Source organism: Myxococcus guangdongensis (genome assembly GCF_024198255.1).
GTDB lineage: Bacteria > Myxococcota > Myxococcia > Myxococcales > Myxococcaceae > Myxococcus > Myxococcus guangdongensis.
In genome coordinates this window covers 1,005,876-1,029,703 of sequence record NZ_JAJVKW010000002.1, presented here as the reverse complement: position 1 = coordinate 1,029,703, position 23,828 = coordinate 1,005,876, and the positions used below count along the sequence as shown (strand labels likewise).

Sequence of the window (23,828 nt, the reverse complement as noted above, 5' to 3'; positions counted from 1 at the left end):
GCGGCGATTGGTTCGCCGCGAATGAACCGGAGGAGGTCCATGGAAGCCATCAAGGTGAACGAGTTCTGCGAGTCCCCTGAGCTTGAGGTGCCGGGCGCGGTGGTCGAGGCGCGGGTACGCGAGCACCTGAAACTGGTGGAGCGGCTGGCATGGAAGTACCGCTGGACGGGGCTGCCGCAGGACGAGCTGGTGGCGGAGGGCAACGTCGGGTTGATGGAGGCGGCGGGGCGGTTCGAGGACCGGGGCGTTCCGTTCGGGGCGTACGCGAGTCAGTGGATTCGGGCGCGCATCCGGGCGTACGTGGGGCGCAACTGGAGCATGGCGGGTGGGCGGGCGCCCTGGGTGGTGTTCCAGCTGCGTCGGGAGCGGGCGCGGCTGGAGGCCCGGTGGGGGGAGGGTCACCCGGAGGTGGTGCGGCGGCTGGCGGACGCGCTGGGCAAGAAGGAGGAGGACGTGGCCCGGGCGGCGGAGTCGCTGACGAGGGACTTGTCGCTGGACGCGCCGGTGACGCAGGACGGGGACGTGACGCGGCTGGAGGTGTTGGAGGGGGACTTCGAGTCGCAGGAGGACTCGGTGGACCGGGCGCAGTGGGCGGAGCGGCTGCGGGCGAGCGTGGAGGAGGCCTGGCCGGAGCTGGACGCGAGGGAGCGGGCGTTGGTGGAGGAGCGGATGATGGTGGAGGAGGGGGTGAGCGCGGAGTTCCTGGCCCAGCGCTTCGGGGTGACGGCGGTGCGCATCCGGCAGATCGAGCAGGGGCTGAGGGCCAAGCTGAAGAAGAGGCTCACGGCCAGTCTGACGACCTGGGACGCGGAGGCGATGCCGCGTGCGGCGTGACGACGAGGTGAAGGGCCGTCAAATGGGTGCTTGACGGCCTGGGGACGGGCTCGATATGAGAGCGCGGCTTCTCGCGGTGACCCGTACGCCCAGGTAGCTCAGTCGGTAGAGCAGGGGACTGAAAATCCCCGTGTCGGTGGTTCGATTCCGCCCCTGGGCACACGTTGAAGACTTCAGGGCCCTGGACCTCTCTGGTTCAGGGCCCTTTGTTTTTCCGGCGGGTGTCCGGATTGAGCAGGGGCGGGCCGCAGGACAGGGCGCCACCCTTGACCTGGTTCTCCAGGCTCAGGGCGGACGTGCCGTCCGGGACCTGCACGAACCGGTAGCCGAGGTGCGCGTGGATGAACGCCTGCGTCCGCGCGTCCAGTGACAGGGCTCCACTCGCGACCTGTCGGATGTCCTCGGGTGACAAGGTGGGGAGCACCAGCCGGTCGCAAACATAGACACAGAAGTTGTCGCCGCTGCGCCGTCCGCTGGCGTGGCTCCTGAGCCGGTCCGTCAGTCCCCGGGTCTTGGTGGAGGAGGACTCCTCCACGAGCGGGCCTCTGCCTGCCATTCCCACGTAGACGAGCTGCGGGTCTCTCCAGATGGAGTACACGCCCGCGGCGATGCTCGGCAGGGCGTGGTGGGGCCAGTCCGAGAACGCGAACAGTGGCCCGTGCTCAAGATGATGAAGTGCGGCCGTCCAGTCGGGTCCCTGGAAGTGTGGGCTCGTCATGATGTGTGCAGGCTATCCCGCACGGCGTGGTGGGCCCATCGTCGAGCGAGGTGGCGGCGAGCAGACGGCCTCGTGCGAAGCCGGGTGCACAGGACGCCTGGGGCAGGGTAGAGAGAGGGCTCGGAGGAGTGACTCGAGATGGACGCGAACGCAGTGGCGGAGCTGGAGAAGGCGGGCGTGAAGGCGGATGCGCCGGACCGGCTGTTTGTCGCCGTGGAGTGGGACGCAGACAAGAAGCACGTGGTCCCCGTGGGCTCCCGCGCTCTGGTGCGTGATGGCGAGAAGCTCGCGCACGTCACCCTCCAGCCCATCTCCAAGCTGTGGACCGGTGACGTGAAGCCTCCCAGCTTCGCCAAGACTCCGCCCCCCGAGTACCACCCGTTCTTCATGCTCCTCGAGGCCACGGCCGCCGGCTACTGCCGCGCCGTGCGCAACACGGAGACGGACCAGGAGTTCGAGCGGCTCTATCGTCACCTCGCCCGCCGTCCGGACGGCACGGACCGCAACCCCCTGTTCTCGTACCTGCAGGGCGCCGCGCGCCTCTACATGTCCCTGCGTGACGTGAGCCAGGCCGAGTTCGAGGCCGTCGTCCTCCGCCTGCACCAGTCCGCCAAGCACCACCAGACGCATACCGGAAGCATCAACTACTTCCAGGACGTGCTGCGCGGCGTGCTCGGTGCTTGAGTCAGTGCCGGCTCTCGTAGGCAGGGCGTGTCTCGACGCCCTGTCAGTCGATGAAGCGTCGCTCCCATCGGCGTAGCTCCTCGCTCGAGGGAATCTCGCCCACGGGTTGCCGTTCGTGAAAAAGCCAGGGAGCCAGTGAGGTGGCGAGCTTGCGGTACGAGGGCCGAACGCCGCCGTGCTCCGCCTCTCCCGTTTCGGGTCCCGGGGCGAGTACGACGGCAACTCGCTCGTTGCCCAACTCCAGCACGGTGCCCCCCGTTGAGCGAAGCTGCTCACGGAGCCCCGCCGCACCCAGCACCGGCTCTCCCAGGAGCGTCATCCAGGAGACCGTGCTGACCTTCGTGCCGAGCTGTGATGCAAGCCGGCTCATCCGAGGGAGGTCCATCCCCGGATACTTGTGGCACCACGTCCAGACCTCAGCTTCGACTCCCACGAGGTCCAGCTCGCAGTTGAAGGCGAGCCCCGCGTGCCCGGAGTTGAAGGGGAGCTCCCTGGCAAGTTCCAGCACCAACTCCCGCAGGGGTTCGGCGCCGTGCTCCGTCAGGTACTCGGTGGGCAGCCAGAAGCCCACCGCGCAGACTGTGTCCGAGGGGGCATGCACCGACATGTTCCGGCCGAGATACTCGAAGCGATACCGCTTCTCTCCCGATGCGTCCCGAAGGTCCAGGACCGCACCCCTCGGTTCGAGGAGTTCGTCTCGGATGGTGGTGTTCCATCCCTCCTCGTCGATCGGCTCCCAATCCCCCGCCTCTTCGGCGTAGCTGCTCAAGGCGCCTGCGGGAAGCTCGCGCCGATAACGCTTCAACGCCCTCAGGACGAACGGGGCCACATCCACATGTGGACGGTGCATGTAGAACTGGATGCAGAGTGAATCTCGAATCAGGAGCGCGCCGCTCGTCGCGTGAACGCGGATGCGCGGTGGACGCTCAGTCATCGGACGATTCCGAGTCGAGGAACGATGCGTACGGCGCGCACTCCGAGCGCCTGTTCGTACATCTCACCCTGATGGAAGCCTTGATGGCAGTGCCCCTTCGGATATTTGCGCCAGGGAGGCGCCTCATCGACATTCGCACAGGGGAATTTGAAGTCGTAGACGGCTTGCGCCTGCGCGGGGTGGCCCGCGTGGATGACGACATCGGGGACAAGTGTCCCTTGGAGTTCGCCCCCGTTCCCAGATTGTTTCAGGGCCTGGACATCCGCCTCGGTGACGACCTTCGTCCCTCCGGTCTGCGCGTCATGGCGGTAACAGGGCTCGAGGCTGTAGTCGCCCGGTCGCAGGCTCGTCAACGCGCGTTCGGCACAGCTCATCGCGGCCGCGTGCATCTCCATTCCCAACTGCATGGCCCGGCTCAGGTTTCTGCCTGATGCGTTCCGGACCATCTGCTTGCACTCCTCGCGCGTCGGCGTTTGTCCCGCGAAATCCCCCCGATGCGCGAGCAAGACCTCCGTACGTGACTGCTCCGCGCAACGGACGAGCGCTTCCTCGATGCGTTCCTGTTCCCCACGCTCCAGAACTCGCAGCGCCTCACGCGCCGAGGCCCCCATCGTGGCGACTGTGAGCCCGGGCGTCTGGGTGAACTCCTTCCCGGCAAGCGCGGCGCACGTCTCCGGCCGCTGCCTGCAAGTGTTCGAGACCGTGTCGAAGCGATAGCTGCTCGTCCCCTGGGTGGGAGTGGCCGCGCAGCCAGCAAGAGTCCACACGAAGGCGACCACCAGCAAGAGCCCTCTTGAGAGGGGCTCGACACCTGGCGATGTGCGACGTCCTGCGAACATGGAGTCACTCGATGGAGCCCCACGACCAGGCGCGCTGCTCCGAGAGGGAGGGTAGTCGATGCCCGGCCCCGATGGACGCGCCGCGGCGTGGCCGGGATGTCCTCCGAGGTAGGTACGGGGCGCAGAATCTGGAATATCGTGCCCCGCCGCCCGTTCCCGGGCGTCTTCCTCACCCCAGGAGCACGGATGTTCCGTCAGTCCCTCCTCTGGACGTCGTGCCTGGCGCTGCTGGCGGCTCCTGTCGCCTGCGCCCAGACACAAGCCAAGGCCCCCAAGCCCGCCGCCGCGTCCTCCCAGAAGCTCGGCGCCAACGTCGAGACGCGCACCTTCAAGAACGGCCTCAAGGTCATCGTCTGGCCGGACCACGACATCCCCAACGTCGCCCTCTTCAACTGGTTCCGTGTCGGCAGCCGCAACGAGTACCCCGGCATCACCGGCCTGTCCCACTTCTTCGAGCACATGATGTTCAACGGTGCCAAGAAGTTCGGCCCCGGTGAGTTCGACCGCGTCATGGAGGCCAACGGCGGCTCCAACAACGCCTTCACCTCCGAGGACGTCACCGTCTACCAGGACTGGTTCCCTCGCTCCGCCCTCGACATCATCTTCCAGCTCGAGGCCGACCGGCTCCAACACCTGTCCTTCGACCCCAAGGTCATCGAGTCCGAGCGCGGCGTCGTCTACTCGGAGCGCCGCTCCAGCGTCGACAACAACAACATGGGCGCGCTCGCCGAGCAGGTCCAGGCCACCGCCTTCGTCGCCCACCCCTACCAGTTCCCCGTCATCGGCTGGCCGTCCGACATCGAGTCGTGGCGCATCGAAGACCTCCAGCGCTACTTCAAGACCTACTACGCCCCCAACAACGGCACCCTCATCATCAGCGGCGCCGTCACCCCCGCCGAGGTCTTCGCCCTCGTCGAGAAGTACCTCGAGCCCATCCCCTCGCAGCCCGCCCCCGAGCCCGTCCGCACCAAGGAGCCCGAACAACAAGGCGAGCGCCGCGTCGTCGTGAAGAAGGTCTCCCAGTCCCCGCTGCTCCAGCTCGCCTACCACGGCATCGCCGGCAACGACGCGGACGCAGAGGCCCTCACCCTGCTGCTCAACATCCTCGGCGACGGTGATTCGTCGCGACTCCACCGCCGCCTCGTGGAGGAGGAGCGCGTCGCCATCCGCGCCGGCACCATGTACTCGCCCGGCTTCGACCCCGGCCTCGTCTGGCTCACCGCGGACCTGCCCGCTGGCGGCGACCTGGCCCGCGCCGAGGCCCTCCTCACCGAGGAAGTCGCCCGCGTCGCCAAGGACGGCGTCACCGAGGCTGAGCTGCGCAAGGCGCGCAACATCACCCTCGCCAACCACTGGCGCTCGCTGGAGACCATCAGCGGCCGCGCGTACACGCTCGGCGCCTCCGAGGTCTTCCGCGGTGACTACCGCAAGGTCTTCGACGCCCCTGCCCGCTACGAGCGCGTCACCCGCGAGGACCTCCGCAAGGTGGCCGCCCGCATCTTCGTCACCCAGCGCCGCACCGTCGGCTGGCTCGTCCCCACCGACGCCGCCGAAGTCGCCTCCCCCGCCGCTCGCAAGGACGCCACGCGATGATCGCCCCCCTCACCTGGAAGACGGTCCTCACCGCCGTCCTGCTCTCCTCGGGCACCGCCGCGGCCCAGGGCGCCGCGCCGTCCAAGCCCGCCTCCACCGCCGCGCCCGCCGCGGCCCAGGGCGTCAAGCTGCCCAAGCCCACCACCGTCACGCTCAAGAACGGCGCGAAGCTGCTCCTCGTCGAGCGCAAGGAGGTGCCCCTCATCGCCTTCAGCGCGTGGCTGCGCGGCGGCGCGCTCGCGGACCCCTCCGGCAAGGAGGGCCTGGCTGCCCTCACCGCGGAGTTGCTCCAGAAGGGCGCCGGCTCCCGCGATGCCCGCCAGTTCGCCGAGGCGGTGGATGGCGTCGGCGCGATGCTCGAGACCAGCGCGGACCTGGAGAACCTGGTCGTGCGCGGCGAGTTCATGTCCCGCGACAGCGCGCTGATGGTGGAGCTGCTCGCGGACCTGCTCACCCGCCCGCGCTTCGCCCAGGACGAGCTGGAGAAGACGCGCGAGCGCATGGCCTCCGAAATCACCGCGGCCAAGGACGGTGACCCGCGCGGCCTCATCAACACCTACTTCGAGGCGTACCAGTTCTCAGGCCACCCCTACGGCACCCCCGTGGGCGGCACCGAGGCCTCGCTGCCCACGCTCTCCCGCGAGGACGTGCTCGCCTACGCCAAGAACCAGCTCGGCGGCGACCGGCTCATCCTCTCCGTCGTCGGTGACTTCGACAGCAAGGCGCTCGCGGCGAAGCTGGAGGCCGCGCTTGGCGGCTGGGCGAAGGCCGCGAGCCCCGCGCCCCAGGTGCCCGCCACCACCGTCTCCCAGGGCCGCCGCGTCCTGCTGGTCGACAAGCCCGACGCCACGCAGACCTACTTCACCATCGGCAACACGGGCATCGCGCGCAACGACGCGGACCGCGTCACCGCCAACCTGGTGGAGACGGTGCTCGGCGGGCGCTTCACCTCGCTGCTCAACACCGAGCTGCGCGTGAAGTCCGGCCTCACCTACGGCGCCCGCGCCTACTTCGCCCCGAGCACCCACCCGGGCACCTTCGCCATCTTCTCCTTCACCCAGACGGAGAAGACGGACAAGGCCATCGACATGGCGCTGGAGGTGTACAGCCGCTACCGCAAGACAGGCATGGATGACGCCATGCTCGCGTCCGCCAAGTCCTACGTGCTGGGCCAGTTCCCGCCCCGGCTGGAGACGGGCGGCCAGGTGGCCAACAAGCTGTCGGAGCTGGCCTTCTACAACCTGGACGCCAACGACGTGGATGGCTTCGCCACCGCCGTGTCCTCCGCCACCCGCGACTCCGTGGGCGCCGTCCTCCAGCGCACGCTGCCCGCGCCGGAGAACCTGACCTTCGTCTTCATCGGCAAGGCCTCCGCCATCCGCGAGATGGCTCGCAAGTACGGCCCCGTCACGGAGATGAAGATCTCCGACAAGCGCTTCTCCCCGGCGCCCGCGCCCGCCAAGCGCTGACGCCTGGCTGTCCCATCGCGCCCTCCGGGTCCGCCGACACCTCGTCGGCGCCGGGGGGCGCGGTGCGTCCGGCCCATGGACAGACATCCTCGCCAGGAAATGGCCCGCAACACCTGACGGGCCCGGAATGCGCAAAGCTCGCGCGGATGCTTGCTGGATGTGATTCAGCGGGAGCGCCCTCTGGGCCGGCTGGAGGGCCTCGGCTAGCGTGCCGAGGCTTTCTTCCGAAGGGGGCTCTCATGAAATCGCCGCGATTGTCTTTCCTGCTGGGCGCGACGTGCGTCGCGTGGCTGGTGGGGTGTGGAAGTGGTGCGCCCGAGTCGAACGGACTCGGCGCCGGGCTGGCCTCTGTCGATACGGACACGGACTCGACAGGGGATGGGACGTGGATGGGTGAGCCCATCGCCGAGGGCTGCGCGCCGGATGCGGGCGTGCCCACGGATGGAGGCGAACCCCCGGTCGACGCGGGCGCACCCTGGGGCGTGGTGCAGGTGATGAGCACCACCCGCTTCCACACCTCTGTCGGCATCGCCGAGCGCCAGGAGGACCTGTCCGCCAATCCTCCCGAAATCCTCGTGCCCACCGGCTCGACGTTCGAACTCCATCAGGGCTCGCCGGGCCCGGAGGGCGGCTGGAGGTTCACCAGCATCCGCCAGGGGCCGTACTACGTGCGCACGGGGTCCACCTTCCTCGTCACGAACTCGAGATACGTGGACGTCGGCCGCAACCGCCTGGGCCGCCCCGACGCGGAGTACGTGGACGTGGCGTCCTCGCCGCTCCAGGTCAACCTGCTGAACCTGGCGCCGTGGCAGAACTGGGAGGGCAGCACGCAGCCCGGCTCCAGCCTCCAGCTCACCTCGTCGCAGGTGGACCTGTACTCCACCGCGAGCGTCTTCGACTTCATCCCGGAGGGCGCGACGTCCATCGTCACGTCCAACGCCGTGATGGACTCGGGCCTGGGCAACCTGCCGGTCTTCGAGGCGGACAGGGGAGACCGGCTCTACGTCAACCAGCTCAGCGAGTTCAGCGCGGGCTCCCTGCCGGATGGACGCCCGCTGGGCTACACCGCCGTGGAGCGCTCCGCGCAGGTGGGGGCCTTCGACTTCCTGCCGGATGGCTTCACGCCCATGCCCGTCACCGGGCTGCTCCAGCCGGCGCGGATGCGGGAGTTCCCCATCGAGTGGCGGCTGCCCGACTTCGCGCGCTTCGCCTCCCACGTCCACCCCAATGCGCAGCCGGGGATACCGCGGCTGGACCTCGTGCCCGGCCCTCATGGATTGCAGGAGGGGTGGATTGGCTATACCGGCGAGCTGCTCAGCCTGAGCCTGCCGCGTGGCACCGCGTATGACCTCACGGCGCGGCTGCGGTTCGGCAATCCCTATCCGTCGAACTGGGGCGTCATCGGCGTGGTGTCCTATTCGTTCCGCAACCAGGAGCGCATGCCGGATGGCTCGGGCCGACTCGGCAGCATCACCGGGAGCTATACGGAGTGGGACTCCGTCGACAGCCTCATCGCCGGGCCCCTGGTGCCCAAGCTGTCGCCGCCGCTCGCCTTCACCATCGATGGCGTGTCCGCCTCGATTCCGCGCAGGGTGGGGACCGTCAGCCCGGTGCTCGCGTGGACGCCGCCGCTGGTCGGCACGCCCAGTGCCTATCGCGTCAGCATCCAGCGGTTCGACCCGGACTTCGGCTTCGCGTTCACCTGGCGGGTGCTCTACATGCCGGGCACCATCACCCAGGTGCGCCTGCCGCCGGACACCCTGGAGCCCGCGACCAGCTACATCGCCACGGTGAGCGCCATCGACAGCCCGAACTCCAACATCCACACCTTCCCCTTCCGGACGTTGGATCGACTGCCGTATCGCTCGTTCACCACCACGAGCTCGTACTTCACCACGCCGTGAGTCGCGGCGGGTGAGCACGCCGGGAGCCCTCTGTGCACGGGGCTCTGGGGGTGCGGGTCACTTCGCGCCCTGGATGTCCCGGGCGCGAGGTGGCGGCTTCGTCAAATCGCGGTAGCGGCCCTGGCACTTCTGGAAGCGCGCGTCGACGGAGCGGGCGAACCAGGCCGTGGTGCGCTCGCCCTTCAGCTTCGGGCTCTGGAGTGTCACCTGCGGCAGCTGCGCGTAGACGGGGGACTGGCCTGTCTGGTTCGCGAAGACGCGCTTCACCGCGCGGAACGTCTCCGTGGACTCGAAGGACTCCTCCTTCTCCTTCTTCACGTCGCGGCGGACCTGGCGCTCGCTGAGGTCCGGGGCGAGCGTGCGACGGAAGGTGAGCAGCGCGGTCAGGGACTTGCTGTCCTGGCTCCTGGGCTCGCCGTTCTTGTCGTAGAGCTGGAGGTCTCCGTCGAGCACCAGTGACACGCCGGTGAGCTGGCTGACCTGGGCCTGGAGCGCGGCGTTGCGCGAGGCGTAGACGCCGGCGTTGTAGTCCGCGAAGCGGAAGAGGGGCTGGGGGTAGGCGGCCTCGAAGCCGAGCAGTCTCGCGGTGCCGTAGCGCACGCCGCCTTCGCGGGTGTACAGCGCGTCGCGCACCTTCACCGGGTCCGCGTCCTCGCCCGCCTTCTCCACCGCGTAGCGGACGCTCACCTGCATGGAGCCCGCGGTGGTGACGGGGTTGAGGTCCTCCAGTCGACGCGAGGAGAACAGGGCGCTGGCCAGGTTCATCGTGGCGAAGGTGGTGGGGTACTCGGCCTCGTAGAACGCGAGCATGTCGCGGAAGAGCGTGTCCAGGTCGCGCTCGGTCTGCACGGCGCGCAGCCGCGCGTCGAACGTGCGCTTCTGTCCAGGCGCCTTGCCCGAGAGCACCGAGGCCAGGGCCTTGTGGCCGAGCGGGCCCAGCGTGTCGGCGTGCTCCTCCAGCTTCGTGCGCACCATGCGCGAGAGGTTCGGCACGGCCGGGTCCGCCTTGAAGCCGGACTCCTGCTCGATGATGGCGAGCACGGAGCACACGGTGACCGGAGATGGCGGCACATCCTCCGCCTCCAGCGCCGCGAGCACGTCACGGGCCCAGCCCTCCTTCTCCTTCACGTGGGTGGGGATGAGGCGGGTGACCTGCTGGACGGAGAGCCTGGGTGGAGGAGGGACGGTGGGCTCGGGCGTTCCCGCGCCTCGGGGGGCGCATGCGGTGAGGAGACACAGCAGTGGCCAGGTGACGCGCTGGCCTGCGCGGCGCCGCGCTCCGGTTCCACCTGGGCCTGGGTCATCCATCCGCTCGCCTCCAAGATGCGGCACACCGCTCCACCGATGTCGGACGGTGGAACAGCCGGCACGGCGACTTCCTCCCGCCGCCGTGCTCGTCGACGGGGGAACAGCGGAGGCATTCAGTCCGTGACTCGGGGCGTCATCCTACCTTGGCTTGAGTGGTGGCGGAATGTGTTCGCACGGGAGCGCGGTGGGCCGCACCTCGCGTGTGAGGCCGCGTGCTTCCTCGGTGATGAGGCCCTTGTGCGGACCGGATGGTGGCAGGTGAGGGCTGCCTGATTCGACTGGGGATGGCGTGCTCTCCCGTCGGAGCGCCGGTGCTCGGTGACGGATGCTCGCGTCGGGCTTGATGCCGTGACTTCTCTCTGGGGCTCTCGTTGTGGCTCGCTGGGCCTTGTCCTGTCTCGACGAGGCCGAGCCTTGTCAGGACACGCGAGACAGTGGCGGATGCGCGCGATGCCGCGGCCTCCCGTGAGGACGAAGCCCGCGTGTACGGGCTGGTCCTCATCGAGTGGGCCCGGCGACATGCGGGGCCTCGCCTCTTCTAGGTGAGAAGGGAGCGTTTGCCGTCGTCAGCACATGCGCGTCAGCGGCGGATGCGCACGTCGCGCGCGATGCTGCGGCCCCCCATGAGGACGAAGCCTGCTCGCACGGGCGTGCCCTCCTGGAGCTGGCGCAGTGACACGCGTCGCCCCTGGCGCATGCCCTGGCTCCGCTCGTCGAGCGTGAGCACGTAGTCGTTGCCCTCACGGTCTCGCACGGTGATGGTGTCTCGGCCCACGCGCTTGACCCGGCCGCTCACCGCGCTGGACGCGATGACCACGTTCTCGAGCGAGTGGTTCGACGTGTTCTCGGGGAGCGCGGCCTGCGCTGCTCGCGCGGCGCCCTTGAACCAGTCCTCGTCCTCGCTCGCCTGCACCGCCTCGGTGCCAATCATGATGCGTCCCGCGCCACCGGTCCCCGTGTTCTGCGCACCCGTGCTCGTGGCGTTGCCCTGCGTGTTGCTGGGGTTCCGCGCGCCCGTCGCGGAGGCGCCTGCGCTCGCGCCCGTGGCGGCGGTGCCCTGTGCGTTGCCGGTGTTCCTTGCGCCCGTGGCCGCGGTGCCTGTGTTCACGCCCGTGGCGGTGTTGCCCTGCGCGTTGCCAGTGGTCCGTGCGCCTGTCGCGGCACTGCCCTGCGCCGTACCCGTGTTCGCCGGGGTGCCGGGGTTCCGCGCGCCTGTCGCGGCGTTGCCTGTGTTCGCCGCGGTGTTGCCCGGGGCTGTACCCGTTACAGGGTTGCCTCGCGTGTCGCTGGCCGTGTTCTGCTCACCACCAGGCTGAGCTCCGACGACTCCCGCCATCGCGGGGGCCTCGACCTCCTTGGACTGTCCACTCGTGGCGCGAGCCGCCTTCCCACCTTCGTGTCCTTGACGCTCGGCACAGCCCGTGACGCACGCGCAGAGACCCAACATTCCCACCCACGCCCATCGACTACCCATCCGCGCACCTCGCGTTCTCATTCGGAGTGACCTGCGAGGAGGTCCGTGCAAACGCCGTGCTTCAGCCAACCAGCCCGTGGGCCCGTGCGCTCGTCAGTCCCTGACGTCGTCTGCTCGCCTGCTCCGTGGCCGACCTCCACGACAGTGCATCCCGCGGGATCGCGGCGCTGAAGCCGAGCTCACTGCGGGCGTGCCCACCCACGCGTCGAGCCGCCATGGCTCGTCAACGCGACGTCACGCCGCGCGCTCGCGTCGATTCGGCGACACATCCCCACCCGATGCGCGTCGACCCGACGTCGCTCAGCGCGGGCTCGCCATCGCGCGCGCCACGGCCTTCACGTGGGCTCGCACCAGCTCTCGCGACGCCATCAGGTCCGTGGCGTTGTCGGGCGCGTAGCCCAGGCACAGCACCACGTCGTCCTCGGGCGCCGCCCGCATGCCGAGCTTCATGTAGTCGAGCATTCGCGGCACGGGCTCGCCCTCCGTGTCCTTCGTGAAGCGACCGAAGACTCCCGCCTTCGGGTCCCTGCGCGGCGCCGTCTCCTTCAGCGCGAACAGCTTCCGCACCGCCGCCAGCACCCCGGGCTGCTCCAGCATCTGCTCCGGCCGCGCCGGCCCACCCAGCTCCCACTCCAACAGTCGCAGGCAGCCGCGCACGTACTCCACATCCGTGATGACCAGCCCGTACAGATACCAGTCCGCGCACGCCGCCTGGACCAGACGCGCCTGCCCATCCGTCAACCACCCGAACGACGGACACGTGAACGTCTCACACACCGACGAGCGATACACACCGCAGTCCCGCAGGTCCGTCCCACCCGTCGTCAACGGATGCCCCAGGCACCCCACCTGCTTGCGGTCCTTGTCCAGGAACCCCAGCAGCGGACACACCCGGACCGCTGGGAACATCGGGGCCGCGCGACGCGCGTCCACCAGCTCCTTCGCCGCCGCGCTCCAGGCCGAGGCCTCGTACGGCACCCGACGCAGCCGCTCGGTCTGCATCGCGAGCTGCTCCATCAGCGCCCCGCGCGAGTGGTCCCGGAAGTTGTAGAGGCCACAGCAGGCGCCACACGAGGCGCCCCCACCGGGCTGACAGAGGTGGAAAGAGACAGACACCCTTCACATCTTACGAGCACCAACGATTAATGCAGCCGAAACGTAGCGAGCGAGCAGTCGTTTCACACGCCCGGAGCGGGCGGGCGGACGTCGAAGAGTGAAGCCGAGCGGGGTGGGGTCAGAACCACTCGGGGCGCATCCGGGCGTAGGAGTCCTCGCCCGTGCGGCACAGGTCGATGAGCAGGGGCACGCGGGGCAGCTCCACCGCGAACCAGTACTGCGCGGTGGCGAGCTTCCCCTCGTAGAAGTCCGAGTCGCCCTTGCCGCGCGCCAGGCCCTCCTTCGCCGCGGCGGCCTGCTCCAGCCAGCGCCACGCCACCGCGAGGATGCTGAACAGCTCCAGGAAGTCCGCGCTGTGGCGCAGCATCAGCTCCACCTCGCCGGCCATGCCCCGGGCGCCAAGCTCCGAGACGAGCTCCGCCACCTGGCCACACGTCCGCTCCAGCGCGTCACCCCACGCGGTGTCCACCCCGGCCGCCTTCGCGCGCGCCGCCGTGCGACCCACCTCCCGCGCGAAGATCGCCAGCGCCGCGCCGCCGCCCGCCACCACCTTGCGGCCGAGCAGGTCGAGGCCCTGGATGCCCGTGGTGCCCTCGTGGATGCTGTTGAGCTTCTGGTCCCGCAGCCACGCCTCCGGCAGGTACTCGCTGGAGTAGCCGTAGCCGCCGTGCACCTGCACCGCGAGCGCGTTCGCCTCGAAGCCGCGCTCGGCCGGGAAGCTCTTCGCCACCGGCGTGAGCAGGTCCACCAGCAGCCCCGCGCTCCGACGCGTGTCCTCGTCCGTGGCGTGCGACGCGAGGTCCGCCTGATACGCCGACGTCACCAGCAGCGACAGGCCGCCCTCCACGATGGCCTTCTGGCGCAGCAACATGCGCCGCACGTCCGCGTGCTCGATGATGGGCGACTGCGGCCGCGTGGCGTCCTTCGCTCCGACGGGCCGGCCCTGGGGCCGCTCGCGCGCGTACGCCACCGCCTCGTGGTACGCCGCCGACGCGGTGGCCACGCCGTTGAGGCCCACCATGATGCGCGCCTCGTTCATCATCTGGAACATGCACGCGAGGCCCCGACCCGGCGGGCCCACCATCCAGCCGCGACAGTCACCCGCTTCGCCATAGTTCAGCGCGAGGCTGGGGATGCCCTTCCAACCAATCTTGTGGATGACGCCCGCCACGCGGACGTCGTTGTCCACCAGCGCTTCCCCCTCGCGCCGACGCGCCGGCACCGCGAACAGGGAGATGCCCCGCGTGCCGCTCTCGGGGCCCTCGGTGCGCGCGAGCGTGAGGTGCACGACGTTCTCGGTGAAGTCCTGGTCACCACCGCTGATGAAGATCTTGGAGCCCTGGATGCGCCACGAGCCGTCCTCCGCGAGCGTCGCGCGCGTGCGCACGTCCGCGAGGCTGCTGCCCGCCTGGGGCTCGGTGAGGGCCATGGTGCCGGTCCACTCGCCCCGGTACAGCGGCTCCATGAAGGCCTGCTTCACCTCCGGCGAGCCGAAGACCTCCAACAGGTGCGCCGCGCCGTGCGTCAGCCCCAGGTACGCATACGCGCTGAGGTTGGCGGCCATGAGGTACGCGCTGGCCAGCGCGTGCACCGTCATGGGCAGCTGCTGTCCGCCCACGTCCGGAGGCCGGGTGGCGGTGAGCATGCCCAGCTCGACCAGTCGCGGATACAGCTCGCGCATCAGCGGATGGACCTTCACGCGTCCGCCCTGGAAGGACGGGGGCTCCAGGTCCAGCGTGCGATACGTGGGGTAGAGCACCTCGCGCGCGAACCGGCGGGAGCTGTCGAGCAGCAGGCCGAAGGTCTCTCGCGAGTGCTCGGCGAAGGCGGGCAGCGTGCAGAGATGCTCGACGTGAATCACCTCGTCGAGCTGGAAGTCCACGTCGCGGTCCGACAGCAGCGGATTGGGGCGGGGCGCGCTCATGCCCGCGTTGTTAGCAGGAGCGCTACCAGGAGGCGATGGCCTCGTCGAAGTCCACGGCCTCCTCGGCGTCGTCGCGAGGCTCGTGGGTTCGCGGTGCGGAACGTCGCCACCGCTGGCCGGGGCCGCGCGGTGTCTGGTGCCGCTCGCCCAGGACCTCCAGCAGGCCGGACGTCATCGCCGCTTCACCGAGGCCCTCGAGTCGCGAGGGGCGACGCAAGCGCCCCAGGATGCGCCGCCGCGCCGGGCCCGAATCCCAGTTCGAAGATGCTGTACTCCACATGACACACCCCTGCTCCGGGAGGCACCCGCGCCTGCTTGTACGTACGACTCCTCAACTTGGGTCTGCCCTTCAGTCCGTGCCATGTGGGGAGCACTCGCCCCCTTGCTGGCCGCAGGCTGGCCGACAGGGAGGCCGAGCGCCCGTCCCCTCGTCCCCCGAGCTGGAGCGACCGCTCACCGGGTGGCGCTGACCGTTCACTGGCGTCGTCCACGAACGCGCTGTCCGCTGGCGGATAACCCGCGCATGCGACGCATGCTCCTGCTGCTGCTGGCGATGGCGGTGTGGGTTCCCTCCCTGCAGCTGGGGTTTCGGCCCGACAACCCCCGGGACTGGGTGCCGGCGCTCGCCGCGCGGCAGCGGGCCCTGGCCCTGGTGGCGGACAGCCCCGAGCGCGACGTGCTGCGTCGGTCCAATCCGGAGTGGGACTTGATGGCGCGCACCTTCTCCGTGCTCGCCTTCGCGAACCTGGCGCTCCACGAGCCGGAGCGCAGGGCGGACCACCTGGCCGTCGTCGACACGCTCATCACCCGCACGCTGGAGGACGAGCGGGGCGGGGTGGACACGTTCCTCCTGCCGTACGTGCACGCCGCGCCGTTCAAGGACGCCTCGGGGCGGAGCCTCTTCATCGACGGTGAGGTGGCGCTGATGCTCGCGGCCCGACAGTTGGTGGAGCCGCGCGAGGCGTGGGCGCGGCCGCTGCGCGAGCGGGTGGACCGCGTGGCGGCGCAGATGGAGCGGGCTCCGCTGCTCTCGGCGGAGAGCTACCCCGACGAGGGGTGGATTTTCTGCAACACCGTGGCGCTCGCCGCGCTGCGCCTGTCCGACGCGGTGGATGGCCGCAGCCATGCCTCGCTGCGCGAGCGGTGGGTGCGCTCCGCGCGCGAGCACCTGCTGGACGCGCGCACCGGGCTGCTCGTCTCCAGCTTCACCCATGAAGGCGCGACGCGGGACGGGCCCGAGGGCTCCTCGCTGTGGCTCGCCGCGCACATGCTCCAGCTGGTCGATGCCGACTTCGCGCGCGAGCAGTTCGAGCGCGGCCGGGCGCTGTTCATCGGCGAGCGCCTGGGCTTCGCCTGGGCGGCGGAGTGGCCCGCGTCCGACAGTCGCGCGGATGACATCGACTCCGGTCCGACGATTCCCCTGGTGAACGCGAACGCGGGCTCGAGCGGGCTCGCGTTGGTGGCGGCCTCGGCCTTCGGCGACGAGTCGCTGCTGAAGGGGCTGTCCACCAGCCTGCGCTTCGCCGCGTTCCCCATCTGGGAGGACGGCGGCCTGCGCTTCGCGGCGGGCAATCCGCTGGCCGATGCCGTGTTGCTGTACTCCCTGACGCAAGGTCCGCTGTGGCGGCGAGCGCTGTCACCGCGAGGGCTGGAGGCCCATCGATGATGCTCTCCCGGATGTCGCGCGCGCCCATGGTCCTGATGGCGCTGGCGTTGGTCGCCGTCTTCCTGCTGCTGCACCTGGCGGGAGGCCGGCAGTACGTCGGTGTGCTGTCGGGCACCCGCGTGGGGGGCGCGCCCGAGCTCCTCTTCGGGCTGCTGTACGCGCTGACGTGGTTCGGCGCCGTGCTGCTGGCGCCCATCCTGCTGCTGGCGGGCCTCGCGGACGCGGCGCTGCCCCGGCCGCCCTCCGCGAAGCGGCGCTGAGCTTCAGTGGCTCAAGCGCTCGGTCAGCCAGACGCGCACGTAGGCCCAGTCCCGCCGCGCCGTGGCCTGGGACACCTCGAGCGCCGCGGCTGTGTCGGACAGGCTCAGGCCCGCGAAGTAGCGCAGCTCCACCAGCCGCGCGAGCCGGGGCTGGAAGGACTCCAGCTCCGACAGGGCCTCCTCCAGCTGGAGCACCTCGAATTCGGCGCCCGCCGGGGCTTCGTCTCCCAGATGACGCAGGCTCACCCGCTCGCGCCTCGCCGCGCGACGCAGGAGGAGCGGCGCCCGGGCCCGGTCCACCAGGACCTTCCGCATGGCGCGCGACGCGGCGCACAGGAAGCGGGGACGGGACTCCGGAGAGACGCCCGCCGCGAACAGCCGCGCCCAGGCCTCCTCCACCAGCCGCATGGGATGCAGGGGCGTGACCTCGGACACCTCCGGCGAGAGCCTCCACTGGAGCTCCCGGCAGGCCGCCGCCATCAGCGCATCCCGAGCGCCCGAGTCCTCCTCACGTGCCCCTTCCAACAACTCCGCCAGCTCCGCCGTGCTCATGTATCCCCCTCGGTCCTACCTGGACCGCCCCCGGAACCATCTCCGTGCCTCTTCTTAACGACGGATTAGCCGGAAATCCTTGAGTGGCCGGAAGTAGCCCTCACGGGACAACAATCCGACCGGAGGGGGAGGGACGGCGGTCCGGGCCGTTGACTCGCTCGGCGGAGGGCCACTGGGGGCCCTGGTCCCCCAACAGCGTGTCGACATGAATACAGGTGTGACACAACTTGCTGTTTGTTCGTGATTGGCTCGCGTGGCACGAGTTTGTTCCATGTAGACAGTGGAGCACTGTTCCAAGTGTCGATGACTGTCTCGGGCTTGCTCATACATCGAGAATGAGCAGACGGGCGGGGTGGGGTGGACCCGTTTACAGCGATGTCTCGAACACACGAGCATCGCCACACATGTCTTGGTCTCTTGTCCCGCAGCGCGTGTCGTCACCGTGTCATGTCTCGCGTCGCGCTCCTCTTGTTTCGAGAGGGCGTCTCCCCGTGGAGCGGTCCACGCGTTGGTGGGCGAAGCTGTCCTGGGTGCTGGCGCTGGCGCTGGCGTGGAGCTTCGAGGCGCAGGCGCAGACGCGCCTCGCGAGCATCACGGAGCTCAAGGACGGGTGGCTCTACCGCTGGGGAGACTCACCGCTGGCGCCGGACGGCGTGCCCACGTGGGCGAAGGAGCCCGACAAGGTCGACTGGAAGTCGATGGAGCCCCTGAAGGTTCCGCCGGGTCGGGACGCGCACACGATGTTGTGGGTGAGCATCCCCGTACCCCAGGGCGGGTGGGGTGAGCCGGCGCTGATGCTGGGCTCGGTGACCAACGCGTACGAGGTCTATGTCGACGGCAAGCGCGTCTACGCGAACGGGAAGCTGAACCCGTCGGGGACCGAGGTGCGCGAGTCCATCTGGGCGCAGCTGATTCCGCTGCCCGCCTCCGCGCAGGGCTCACGGGTGCTGCTGCGCATCCAGAGCAGCACGGCGGCCATGGGCGTGAGCCAGCACGCGCGGGTGGGGCCGCGTCATGAGCTGCTGGCGCAGGTGGTGCGCACGGGCCTGGGCTGTCTCATCACGGGCAACCTGCTGCTCGTCATCGCGCAGGTGGCCCTGGGCATGTCGTTGCTGGGACGGCAGCGGCGCATGCTGGTGGCGCTCGGAATCTTCTCCGGTGGCGCGGGCGTGCTGCTCGTGGGCATGAGCGGGGTCATCAGCGCGGTGTGGGGCGTGGAGCTGTCGCTGTGGCGCGCCACCTTCCTCGCGGCCTACTGCGTGCTGCCGGGGCTGGGCTGGTTCATCCAGGAGGGCATCCTGGAGGGACGCGCGCGCTGGTTCAGCGCGGTGGTGTGGACGGTGACGGTGCTCGCCGCGCTCCAGGGGGTGGTGGCCATGGTGGACCTGGGGACGGCGAGCCGGCTGTTCCAGGTGCTCATGGTCTACTCCATCCCGGTCCTGCTCACGTACGTCATCGTCGCGGTGGTGGCCGCGCTCCGGGGCAATGTCGACGCGCGCATCTTCGGCGGCGGTCTGGGCGTGCTCACCCTGGTCCTGGTGGCGGCGATGCTGCCGCTGTTGGGCTGGGTGAAGATGGATGGGATGTTCATCCACTGGGGCTTCCTGGCCTTCACCGCGTCGCTGGTGGGAATCGTCGCGCGGCGCTCCTCGCATGTGGTGCGCTCGCTGTCGTCACACGCGAACCAGCTGGAGGCGCGGCGCAAGGACGTGCGCGAGCTGGCCGAGGGCATGGGCACCGGCGCCGGAGAGCTGGCCACGGTGGTGCAACAGCTGCGCACCTCCAGCGAGGAGCAGACGGACGGCATCGGTCGTCAGGCGACGGCGCTCAAGGAGCTGGAGCAGACGGTGCAGGAGATTCGCCAGGGCTCGCTGGTGACGTCGGACAAGGCGCGCGTGCTGGCCGAGTCCATCGTCGCCGCGGAAGAGGCGGGGCGCGACGGCGGCGCGGCGCTGGACAAGACGCTGACGAACCTGGAGGCCATCCGCGAGGAGGTGTCGGAGATGGCGCGGCGCATCCTCGCGCTCGATGAGCGGACGCGGGAGATCGCCGGCATCGTCGACACGGTGAAGGGCCTGGCGGACCAGTCCAACATGCTCGCGGTGAACGCGGCCATCGAGGCGGCGCGCAGCGGCGAGCACGGCCGGGGCTTCAGCGTGGTGTCCCGCGAGGTGCGCAGCCTCGCGGACCAGTCCATCCTGGCCACCCAGCGCATCCGCGAGGTGCTCGAGGGCGTGAGCGGCAGCATGCGCGAGGCCGCGAAGATGAGCGAGCAGGGCGAGCAGCGCGTCCGGGTGAGCGTGGAGGCGGTGCGCGTCTCTGGCACGCAGCTGCGCAAGCTCGCGGGCATCATCGGTGACACCAGCAACAGCGTGCGGCAGATTTCAGCGGCCGTGTCCCAGCAGGACGCGGGCACGTCCCAGATCGCCGTGGCCATCCAGGACATGTCCGGACAGATGCAGCAGACGCTGCGCGTCGTCGAGGAGACGCGCAACGTGACGCGCTCGGTGCAGACGCTGGCGGAGAGCATGGCTGGCTCGGCGCGCAAGGCGATTCAATCCGGCACGCTGGGCAGCTGAGGTGATGCGTCTCGTCCACGCTCTTCGCGGCGTGGACGAGACGGGGGAAGCGGCCTCAGAGGGCGGCTTCACCGCCTCCGCACAGGCCACTCCAGTAGTAGTAATAGGGCGTGGGCGTGGTGTCGCCCCAGGTCTGGATGACGCCGCGGCACTTGCAGATGACCACGCCGGTGGGCTCGCCGCTCATCGAGGGGTCCGCGTAGTAGTAGTACTCCCAGGCCGTCGTCCCATCGCAGACGTCGCTGGCGCTCCGGGTCGCGTCGTCCTGGACCTGCTCCTGGCCATCGGGGGCGACTCCACAGCCCGCGAGGATTCCGGCCGTCAGCATGACTCCGAGGAAGTTGCGTGGATGCATGTCGTGCTCCTTGGGGGTGAGGAACAGATGCTATTCCATGACGGATGCCATCCGGCTTACGGGTCGATGGGGGCGGGGCAGAGGGGGAAGAAGGGACCACACGCGAAGCGCTGGGTGCAGAATCCACCCCCTTGCGTGGGCCAGGCGTAGGCCATCCCCTCGGGGGCGCCGGGAGGACAGTCGAAGGTGTGTGTTTCGACCCGGCACCAGTCCGCGGGGTCACACGTCCACGGGTCCGACAGGCGCTGGGGCGTGGAGGTGTTGGGGGCTTCGGGGCTTCCGACGTCGGAGTCCGGACCACAGGCCGTCAGGAAGAAGGCCACCACGACAACTCCACTTCGCTTCCGAAGGTTCATTGCGTGCTCCCTTTGCGTGAGGAAGCACCGCCTCACGCGAAGGGCTGACACTCCCAGGGAAACCCCGTGGGAGTCGTGGCCGGGTGCGTCACCCGGGGACGAGGCCGTGGCGTCGCAAGAACGTCTGGGCCTGGGTGCGCAGGGTGGGAGACACGACGGAGAGGTGCTTGTGGACCTTCCTGGCGAGGTCGGGGTGGCGGGCCTGGGTGAGCAGGAGCGCCGCGACGGCGGCGACCTGGTCCTCTCCACGGCCGTGCTCGAGGGCGGCGATGAAGTGAGGCACGAAGGGCGTCTTCCCGAAGGTGCCGAGCGTCACGAACACGATGCGTCGGGCGCGCGCGTCGGCGTGCATCACCACGTGCTTGAGCATGCCGTGGGGCGCGCGAAGCTTCCCGTCTTGCTTCAGGAGGGCGACGGGCGGCACCGCGTGCGGGTCCACCGCCGCCAGGGCCTGCGAGATTCCCAGGGGTGCGCGAGCAGTGAGGTTGTGCCTCGCGGCGTCGAGCCACGCGGCGGCGAAGGCCTTGTTGTCGACGCTGCGGAGGGTCTTCTTCCAGGCGGTGGGTGAGAAGGGCGTGGCCGTGCTCGGGCGCGTCCTTGGGGTGGTGGCCTTGGGCGCGAGGGCCGCGAGCCCGGCGCGGAGGTCCTTCAGGGCCCGGGCATCGAGGACCTGCTTCGCGTTCGCGGGCAGCGAGCCGATGTTGAGACCGGGCTCACGTGGGGCGCGGGTGAGGGTCGCCTGCCAGAGCACGTCGAGGGCGTATTCGACGCGAGGGCCGGGCCAGTCGGACAGCAGCCCGAAGCCCTTGGGCGAGAGCTGCTTCTTGCCGCGCAGGTGGTCGCGAAGCTGCGCGCGGCTCCGGGGGCACTCAACCCGTTGGGTCCCTGGCGGATTTGCGTGTTTGCCACGCGGGTGTGGTCGAATCGCGCAAGAAACCGCGCTCCAGGACTCCTAGGGTGTCATTCGGGAGGTCCCGGGTGGAGGGAGTGGTCCGCATGCGGCGCATTCGAGTCATCGACAGTCATACAGGTGGAGAGCCCACGCGGGTGGTGACGGAGGGCGGCCCGGAGCTGGGCACGGGCGACCTGGCGAGCTTGCGCGAGCGGTTCCGGGAGCGCTTCGACGACTTCCGCAAGGCCATCGTCTGCGAGCCCCGGGGCTCGGACGTCATGGTGGGCGCGCTGCTGTGCCCGCCTGTCAGCCCCTCGAGCGTCGCGGGCATCATCTTCTTCAACAACGTCGGTTACCTGGGCATGTGTGGCCACGGGACCATCGGCGTGGTGAAGACGCTGGAGCACCTGGGCCGCATCGGCCCCGGCGTGCACGCGCTGGAGACGCCCGTGGGCGTGGTGAAGGCCACCCTGCACCCGGACGGGAGCGTCAGCATCGCCAACGTGCCCAGCTATCGATATGCGCACGACGTGAAGGTGGACGTGCCCGGGCATGGCGTGGTGCACGGCGACATCGCGTGGGGCGGCAACTGGTTCTTCCTCTCACGCGCGACGAACCCTCCGCTGGAGCTGGCGCGGGTGCCGTCGTTGCTCGCGTACACGTCCGCCATCAAACAGGCGCTCGTGGACCAGGGCATCACCGGCGAGGGCGGCGCGGAGATCGACCACGTGGAGCTGTATGCGCCGTCGCCGACGCCGGGCGTGAACGCGCGCAACTTCGTGCTGTGTCCGGGGCTCGCGTATGACCGCTCGCCGTGTGGCACGGGGACGAGCGCCAAGGTGGCGTGCCTGGCCGCGGAGGGGGTGCTCGCCGAGGGCGACACGTGGGTGCAGGAGAGCATCATCGGCAGTCGCTTCCAGGCGCGCTACGTGCGTGATGGCGACCGCGTCCTGCCCACGATTACGGGCACGGCGTCCGTCAACGCGGAGGCCACGCTGCTGGTGGACCCGAAGGACCCGTTCGCGTGGGGCATCGGATGAGCGCCTTCGATTGCGTCATCGTCGGCGGTGGCATCGTCGGCGCGGCGCTCGCGGAGTCGCTGTCCACCGAAGGGTTGTCCGTGGCGCTCGTCGAGGCGCGCTCCATCGGCACCGCGACCACCGCGTGCGGGATGGGGCACCTGGTCGCGATGGATGACAACGCGGCGGAGCTCGCGCTGACCGCGTACTCGGTCTCGCTCTGGCGACAGCTCGCCCAGGGGCTGCCGCGCACCGTGGAGTACGACGCGTGCGGCACGCTGTGGCTGGCCGCCGATGACGAGGAGATGGCCGCCGTCTCCGCGAAGGTCGCCAACTACCGCGCCGCGGGCGTGCGGGCCGAGGTGTTGGATGCGGCCTCGCTGTATGAGGCGGAGCCTTCGCTGGCTCCCGGGCTCGTGGGTGCGCTGCGGGTGCCGGAGGACGCCGTGTTGTATCCGCCTGTGGCCGCGCGGACCTTCGCGCAGCGGGCGCAGGCGCGTGGCGTGAAGGTGATGACGGGATGTCCGGTCCGCGAGCTGCGACCCGAGGGCGTCTTCCTGGCGAACGGGGACGTGCTGAAGGCCGGGCGGGTGGTGCTCGCGGCGGGCGTGGCGAGTCCCTCGCTCTGTCCGGAGCTGCCCATCTCTCCGCGCAAGGGACATCTGCTCATCACGCGGCGCGGTGCTCCCGTGGTGCATCACCAACTCGTGGAGTTGGGGTACCTCAAGAGCGCGCACGGCACGGATGGCGCGTCGGTCGCGTTCAATGCGCAGCCGCGTGTCACCGGGCAGTTGCTGCTCGGGTCGTCGCGACAGCCAGGGGAGGCGAGCCGTGAGGTGGAGGCCGCCATCCTGGAGCGCATGCTGAAGCGCGCGGCGATGTTCCTCCCGGGGCTCGATGGCTTGCAGGCGCTGCGTGTGTGGACGGGACTGCGTCCCGCGAGCCCGGATGGACTGCCGCTCCTGGGGCCGCATCCGGAGAAGCCGTGGCTGTGGCTGGCCTGTGGGCATGAGGGATTGGGCATCACCACCGCCACGGGGAGCGCGAGGCTGGTCGCGGACCAGATGCTCGGGCGGACGAGCGCCATCGATGTGGCGGCGTACTCGCCCTCGCGCTTCCTGGGGGCGTCGGCTCGCGAGGTGGCGCATGCGTGAGGCTGTGCCGCATGGGGCCTGCGTGGGTGCCTCGACGGGAGTGAGTGGGGATGGGGCGCGCCGCCCGTGGGTGGGCGCTTCGTCGCTCTACGCCGCCGGTGGGGTGTGGCATGCGCAGGAGGTGCGAGGCCCTTGGATGGGCGCTTGGCTGGATGCCGTCACGAGCGGGTCTCTTCGTGAGTGTGCCGCGCCACGCGC

At 69.8% G+C, this 23,828-nt stretch carries 22 protein-coding genes and 1 tRNA gene; 11 read left to right on the top strand and 12 right to left on the bottom strand.

Annotated features, from left to right (window positions below):
• The first annotated feature begins 39 nt into the window (after positions 1-39).
• Both LXT21_RS09015 and LXT21_RS09010 read left to right on the top strand, forming a co-directional pair.
• Entirely contained in the window at positions 40-834 is a 795-nt protein-coding gene (locus tag LXT21_RS09015) for a sigma-70 family RNA polymerase sigma factor (RefSeq protein ID WP_254037677.1), read from the top strand.
• Positions 835-921: 87 nt separating this feature from the next.
• Positions 922-994: transfer RNA gene (locus LXT21_RS09010), tRNA-Phe, on the top strand.
• Positions 995-1,030: 36 nt separating this feature from the next.
• On the opposite strand, the gene LXT21_RS09005 is transcribed toward LXT21_RS09010, so the two are convergent.
• Positions 1,031-1,552, bottom strand: a complete 522-nt coding sequence (locus tag LXT21_RS09005) for a hypothetical protein (RefSeq protein ID WP_254037676.1) — start codon at positions 1,550-1,552, stop codon at positions 1,031-1,033.
• Positions 1,553-1,690: 138 nt separating this feature from the next.
• Between LXT21_RS09005 and LXT21_RS09000 the strand changes: the two genes are divergently transcribed.
• Positions 1,691-2,236: a hypothetical protein gene (locus LXT21_RS09000; protein WP_254037675.1), complete on the top strand. Its 546-nt coding sequence runs from the start codon at positions 1,691-1,693 to the stop codon at positions 2,234-2,236.
• A gap of 43 nt (positions 2,237-2,279) precedes the next feature.
• On the opposite strand, the gene LXT21_RS08995 is transcribed toward LXT21_RS09000, so the two are convergent.
• Together LXT21_RS08995 and LXT21_RS08990 are read right to left on the bottom strand one after the other, a co-directional pair.
• A complete protein-coding gene (locus LXT21_RS08995; protein ID WP_323394260.1) occupies positions 2,280-3,086 on the bottom strand; it encodes a type VI immunity family protein in 807 nt (268 codons plus the stop codon).
• Between the two features lie 80 nt (positions 3,087-3,166).
• Positions 3,167-3,955, bottom strand: a complete 789-nt coding sequence (locus LXT21_RS08990) for a hypothetical protein (protein ID WP_254037673.1) — start codon at positions 3,953-3,955, stop codon at positions 3,167-3,169.
• Positions 3,956-4,195: 240 nt separating this feature from the next.
• Here LXT21_RS08990 and LXT21_RS08985 point away from each other — a divergent pair, with 240 nt between their 5' ends.
• The 3 genes from LXT21_RS08985 (at position 4,196) to LXT21_RS08975 (ending at position 8,975) form a co-directional block, all read left to right on the top strand.
• Positions 4,196-5,602 (top strand): M16 family metallopeptidase, encoded by a 1,407-nt coding sequence (locus LXT21_RS08985; protein ID WP_254037672.1) that lies wholly within the window; start codon positions 4,196-4,198, stop codon positions 5,600-5,602.
• Entirely contained in the window at positions 5,599-7,071 is a 1,473-nt protein-coding gene (locus LXT21_RS08980; protein ID WP_254037671.1) for a M16 family metallopeptidase, read from the top strand. The genes LXT21_RS08985 and LXT21_RS08980 overlap by 4 nt, the downstream gene beginning before the upstream one ends.
• Positions 7,072-7,310: 239 nt before the next feature.
• The gene (locus LXT21_RS08975) at positions 7,311-8,975 is read left to right on the top strand and encodes a hypothetical protein (RefSeq protein ID WP_254037670.1); all 1,665 of its coding nucleotides are present in this window, start codon (positions 7,311-7,313) and stop codon (positions 8,973-8,975) included.
• Between the two features lie 57 nt (positions 8,976-9,032).
• Here LXT21_RS08975 and LXT21_RS08970 read toward each other — a convergent pair whose 3' ends face one another.
• The 5 genes from LXT21_RS08970 to LXT21_RS08950 form a co-directional block, all read right to left on the bottom strand.
• On the bottom strand, positions 9,033-10,283 hold the full coding sequence (locus tag LXT21_RS08970) for a DUF1615 family protein (RefSeq protein ID WP_254037669.1): 1,251 nt from the start codon (positions 10,281-10,283) through the stop codon (positions 9,033-9,035).
• 580 nt (positions 10,284-10,863) lie between these two features.
• Positions 10,864-11,619: a hypothetical protein gene (locus LXT21_RS08965; RefSeq protein ID WP_254037668.1), complete on the bottom strand. Its 756-nt coding sequence runs from the start codon at positions 11,617-11,619 to the stop codon at positions 10,864-10,866.
• A 438-nt stretch (positions 11,620-12,057) separates the two neighbouring features.
• A complete protein-coding gene (locus tag LXT21_RS08960; protein WP_254037667.1) occupies positions 12,058-12,873 on the bottom strand; it encodes a hypothetical protein in 816 nt (271 codons plus the stop codon).
• Between the two features lie 118 nt (positions 12,874-12,991).
• Positions 12,992-14,797, bottom strand: coding sequence for an acyl-CoA dehydrogenase (locus LXT21_RS08955; RefSeq protein ID WP_254037666.1), 1,806 nt, complete (start codon positions 14,795-14,797; stop codon positions 12,992-12,994).
• A gap of 22 nt (positions 14,798-14,819) precedes the next feature.
• On the bottom strand, positions 14,820-15,077 hold the full coding sequence (locus tag LXT21_RS08950; protein ID WP_254037665.1) for a hypothetical protein: 258 nt from the start codon (positions 15,075-15,077) through the stop codon (positions 14,820-14,822).
• A gap of 243 nt (positions 15,078-15,320) precedes the next feature.
• Between LXT21_RS08950 and LXT21_RS08945 the strand changes: the two genes are divergently transcribed.
• Together LXT21_RS08945 and LXT21_RS08940 are read left to right on the top strand one after the other, a co-directional pair.
• On the top strand, positions 15,321-16,463 hold the full coding sequence (locus LXT21_RS08945) for a linalool dehydratase/isomerase domain-containing protein (protein ID WP_254037664.1): 1,143 nt from the start codon (positions 15,321-15,323) through the stop codon (positions 16,461-16,463).
• Positions 16,460-16,723 (top strand): hypothetical protein, encoded by a 264-nt coding sequence (locus LXT21_RS08940; RefSeq protein WP_254037663.1) that lies wholly within the window; start codon positions 16,460-16,462, stop codon positions 16,721-16,723. The genes LXT21_RS08945 and LXT21_RS08940 overlap by 4 nt, the downstream gene beginning before the upstream one ends.
• Positions 16,724-16,726: 3 nt before the next feature.
• On the opposite strand, the gene LXT21_RS08935 is transcribed toward LXT21_RS08940, so the two are convergent.
• Complete coding sequence (locus tag LXT21_RS08935; protein ID WP_254037662.1) at positions 16,727-17,275, bottom strand: ECF-type sigma factor; 549 nt, start codon at positions 17,273-17,275, stop codon at positions 16,727-16,729.
• Positions 17,276-17,766: 491 nt separating this feature from the next.
• Between LXT21_RS08935 and LXT21_RS08930 the strand changes: the two genes are divergently transcribed.
• Positions 17,767-19,854, top strand: coding sequence for a methyl-accepting chemotaxis protein (locus LXT21_RS08930; protein ID WP_254037661.1), 2,088 nt, complete (start codon positions 17,767-17,769; stop codon positions 19,852-19,854).
• A gap of 55 nt (positions 19,855-19,909) precedes the next feature.
• On the opposite strand, the gene LXT21_RS08925 is transcribed toward LXT21_RS08930, so the two are convergent.
• The 3 genes from LXT21_RS08925 to LXT21_RS08915 all read right to left on the bottom strand — a co-directional run bounded on the left by LXT21_RS08925 (position 19,910) and on the right by LXT21_RS08915 (position 21,316).
• A complete protein-coding gene (locus tag LXT21_RS08925) occupies positions 19,910-20,209 on the bottom strand; it encodes a hypothetical protein (protein WP_254037660.1) in 300 nt (99 codons plus the stop codon).
• Between the two features lie 56 nt (positions 20,210-20,265).
• Complete coding sequence (locus LXT21_RS08920; protein ID WP_254037659.1) at positions 20,266-20,565, bottom strand: hypothetical protein; 300 nt, start codon at positions 20,563-20,565, stop codon at positions 20,266-20,268.
• A gap of 88 nt (positions 20,566-20,653) precedes the next feature.
• Positions 20,654-21,316: a hypothetical protein gene (locus LXT21_RS08915; RefSeq protein WP_254037658.1), complete on the bottom strand. Its 663-nt coding sequence runs from the start codon at positions 21,314-21,316 to the stop codon at positions 20,654-20,656.
• A 245-nt stretch (positions 21,317-21,561) separates the two neighbouring features.
• On the opposite strand from LXT21_RS08915, the gene LXT21_RS08910 reads away from it, so the two are divergent.
• On the top strand, positions 21,562-22,497 hold the full coding sequence (locus LXT21_RS08910; RefSeq protein ID WP_254037657.1) for a 4-hydroxyproline epimerase: 936 nt from the start codon (positions 21,562-21,564) through the stop codon (positions 22,495-22,497).
• On the top strand, positions 22,494-23,630 hold the full coding sequence (locus tag LXT21_RS08905) for an NAD(P)/FAD-dependent oxidoreductase (protein WP_254037656.1): 1,137 nt from the start codon (positions 22,494-22,496) through the stop codon (positions 23,628-23,630). Before LXT21_RS08910 ends, LXT21_RS08905 begins: the two co-directional genes overlap by 4 nt.
• Positions 23,631-23,828: the final 198 nt, after the last annotated feature.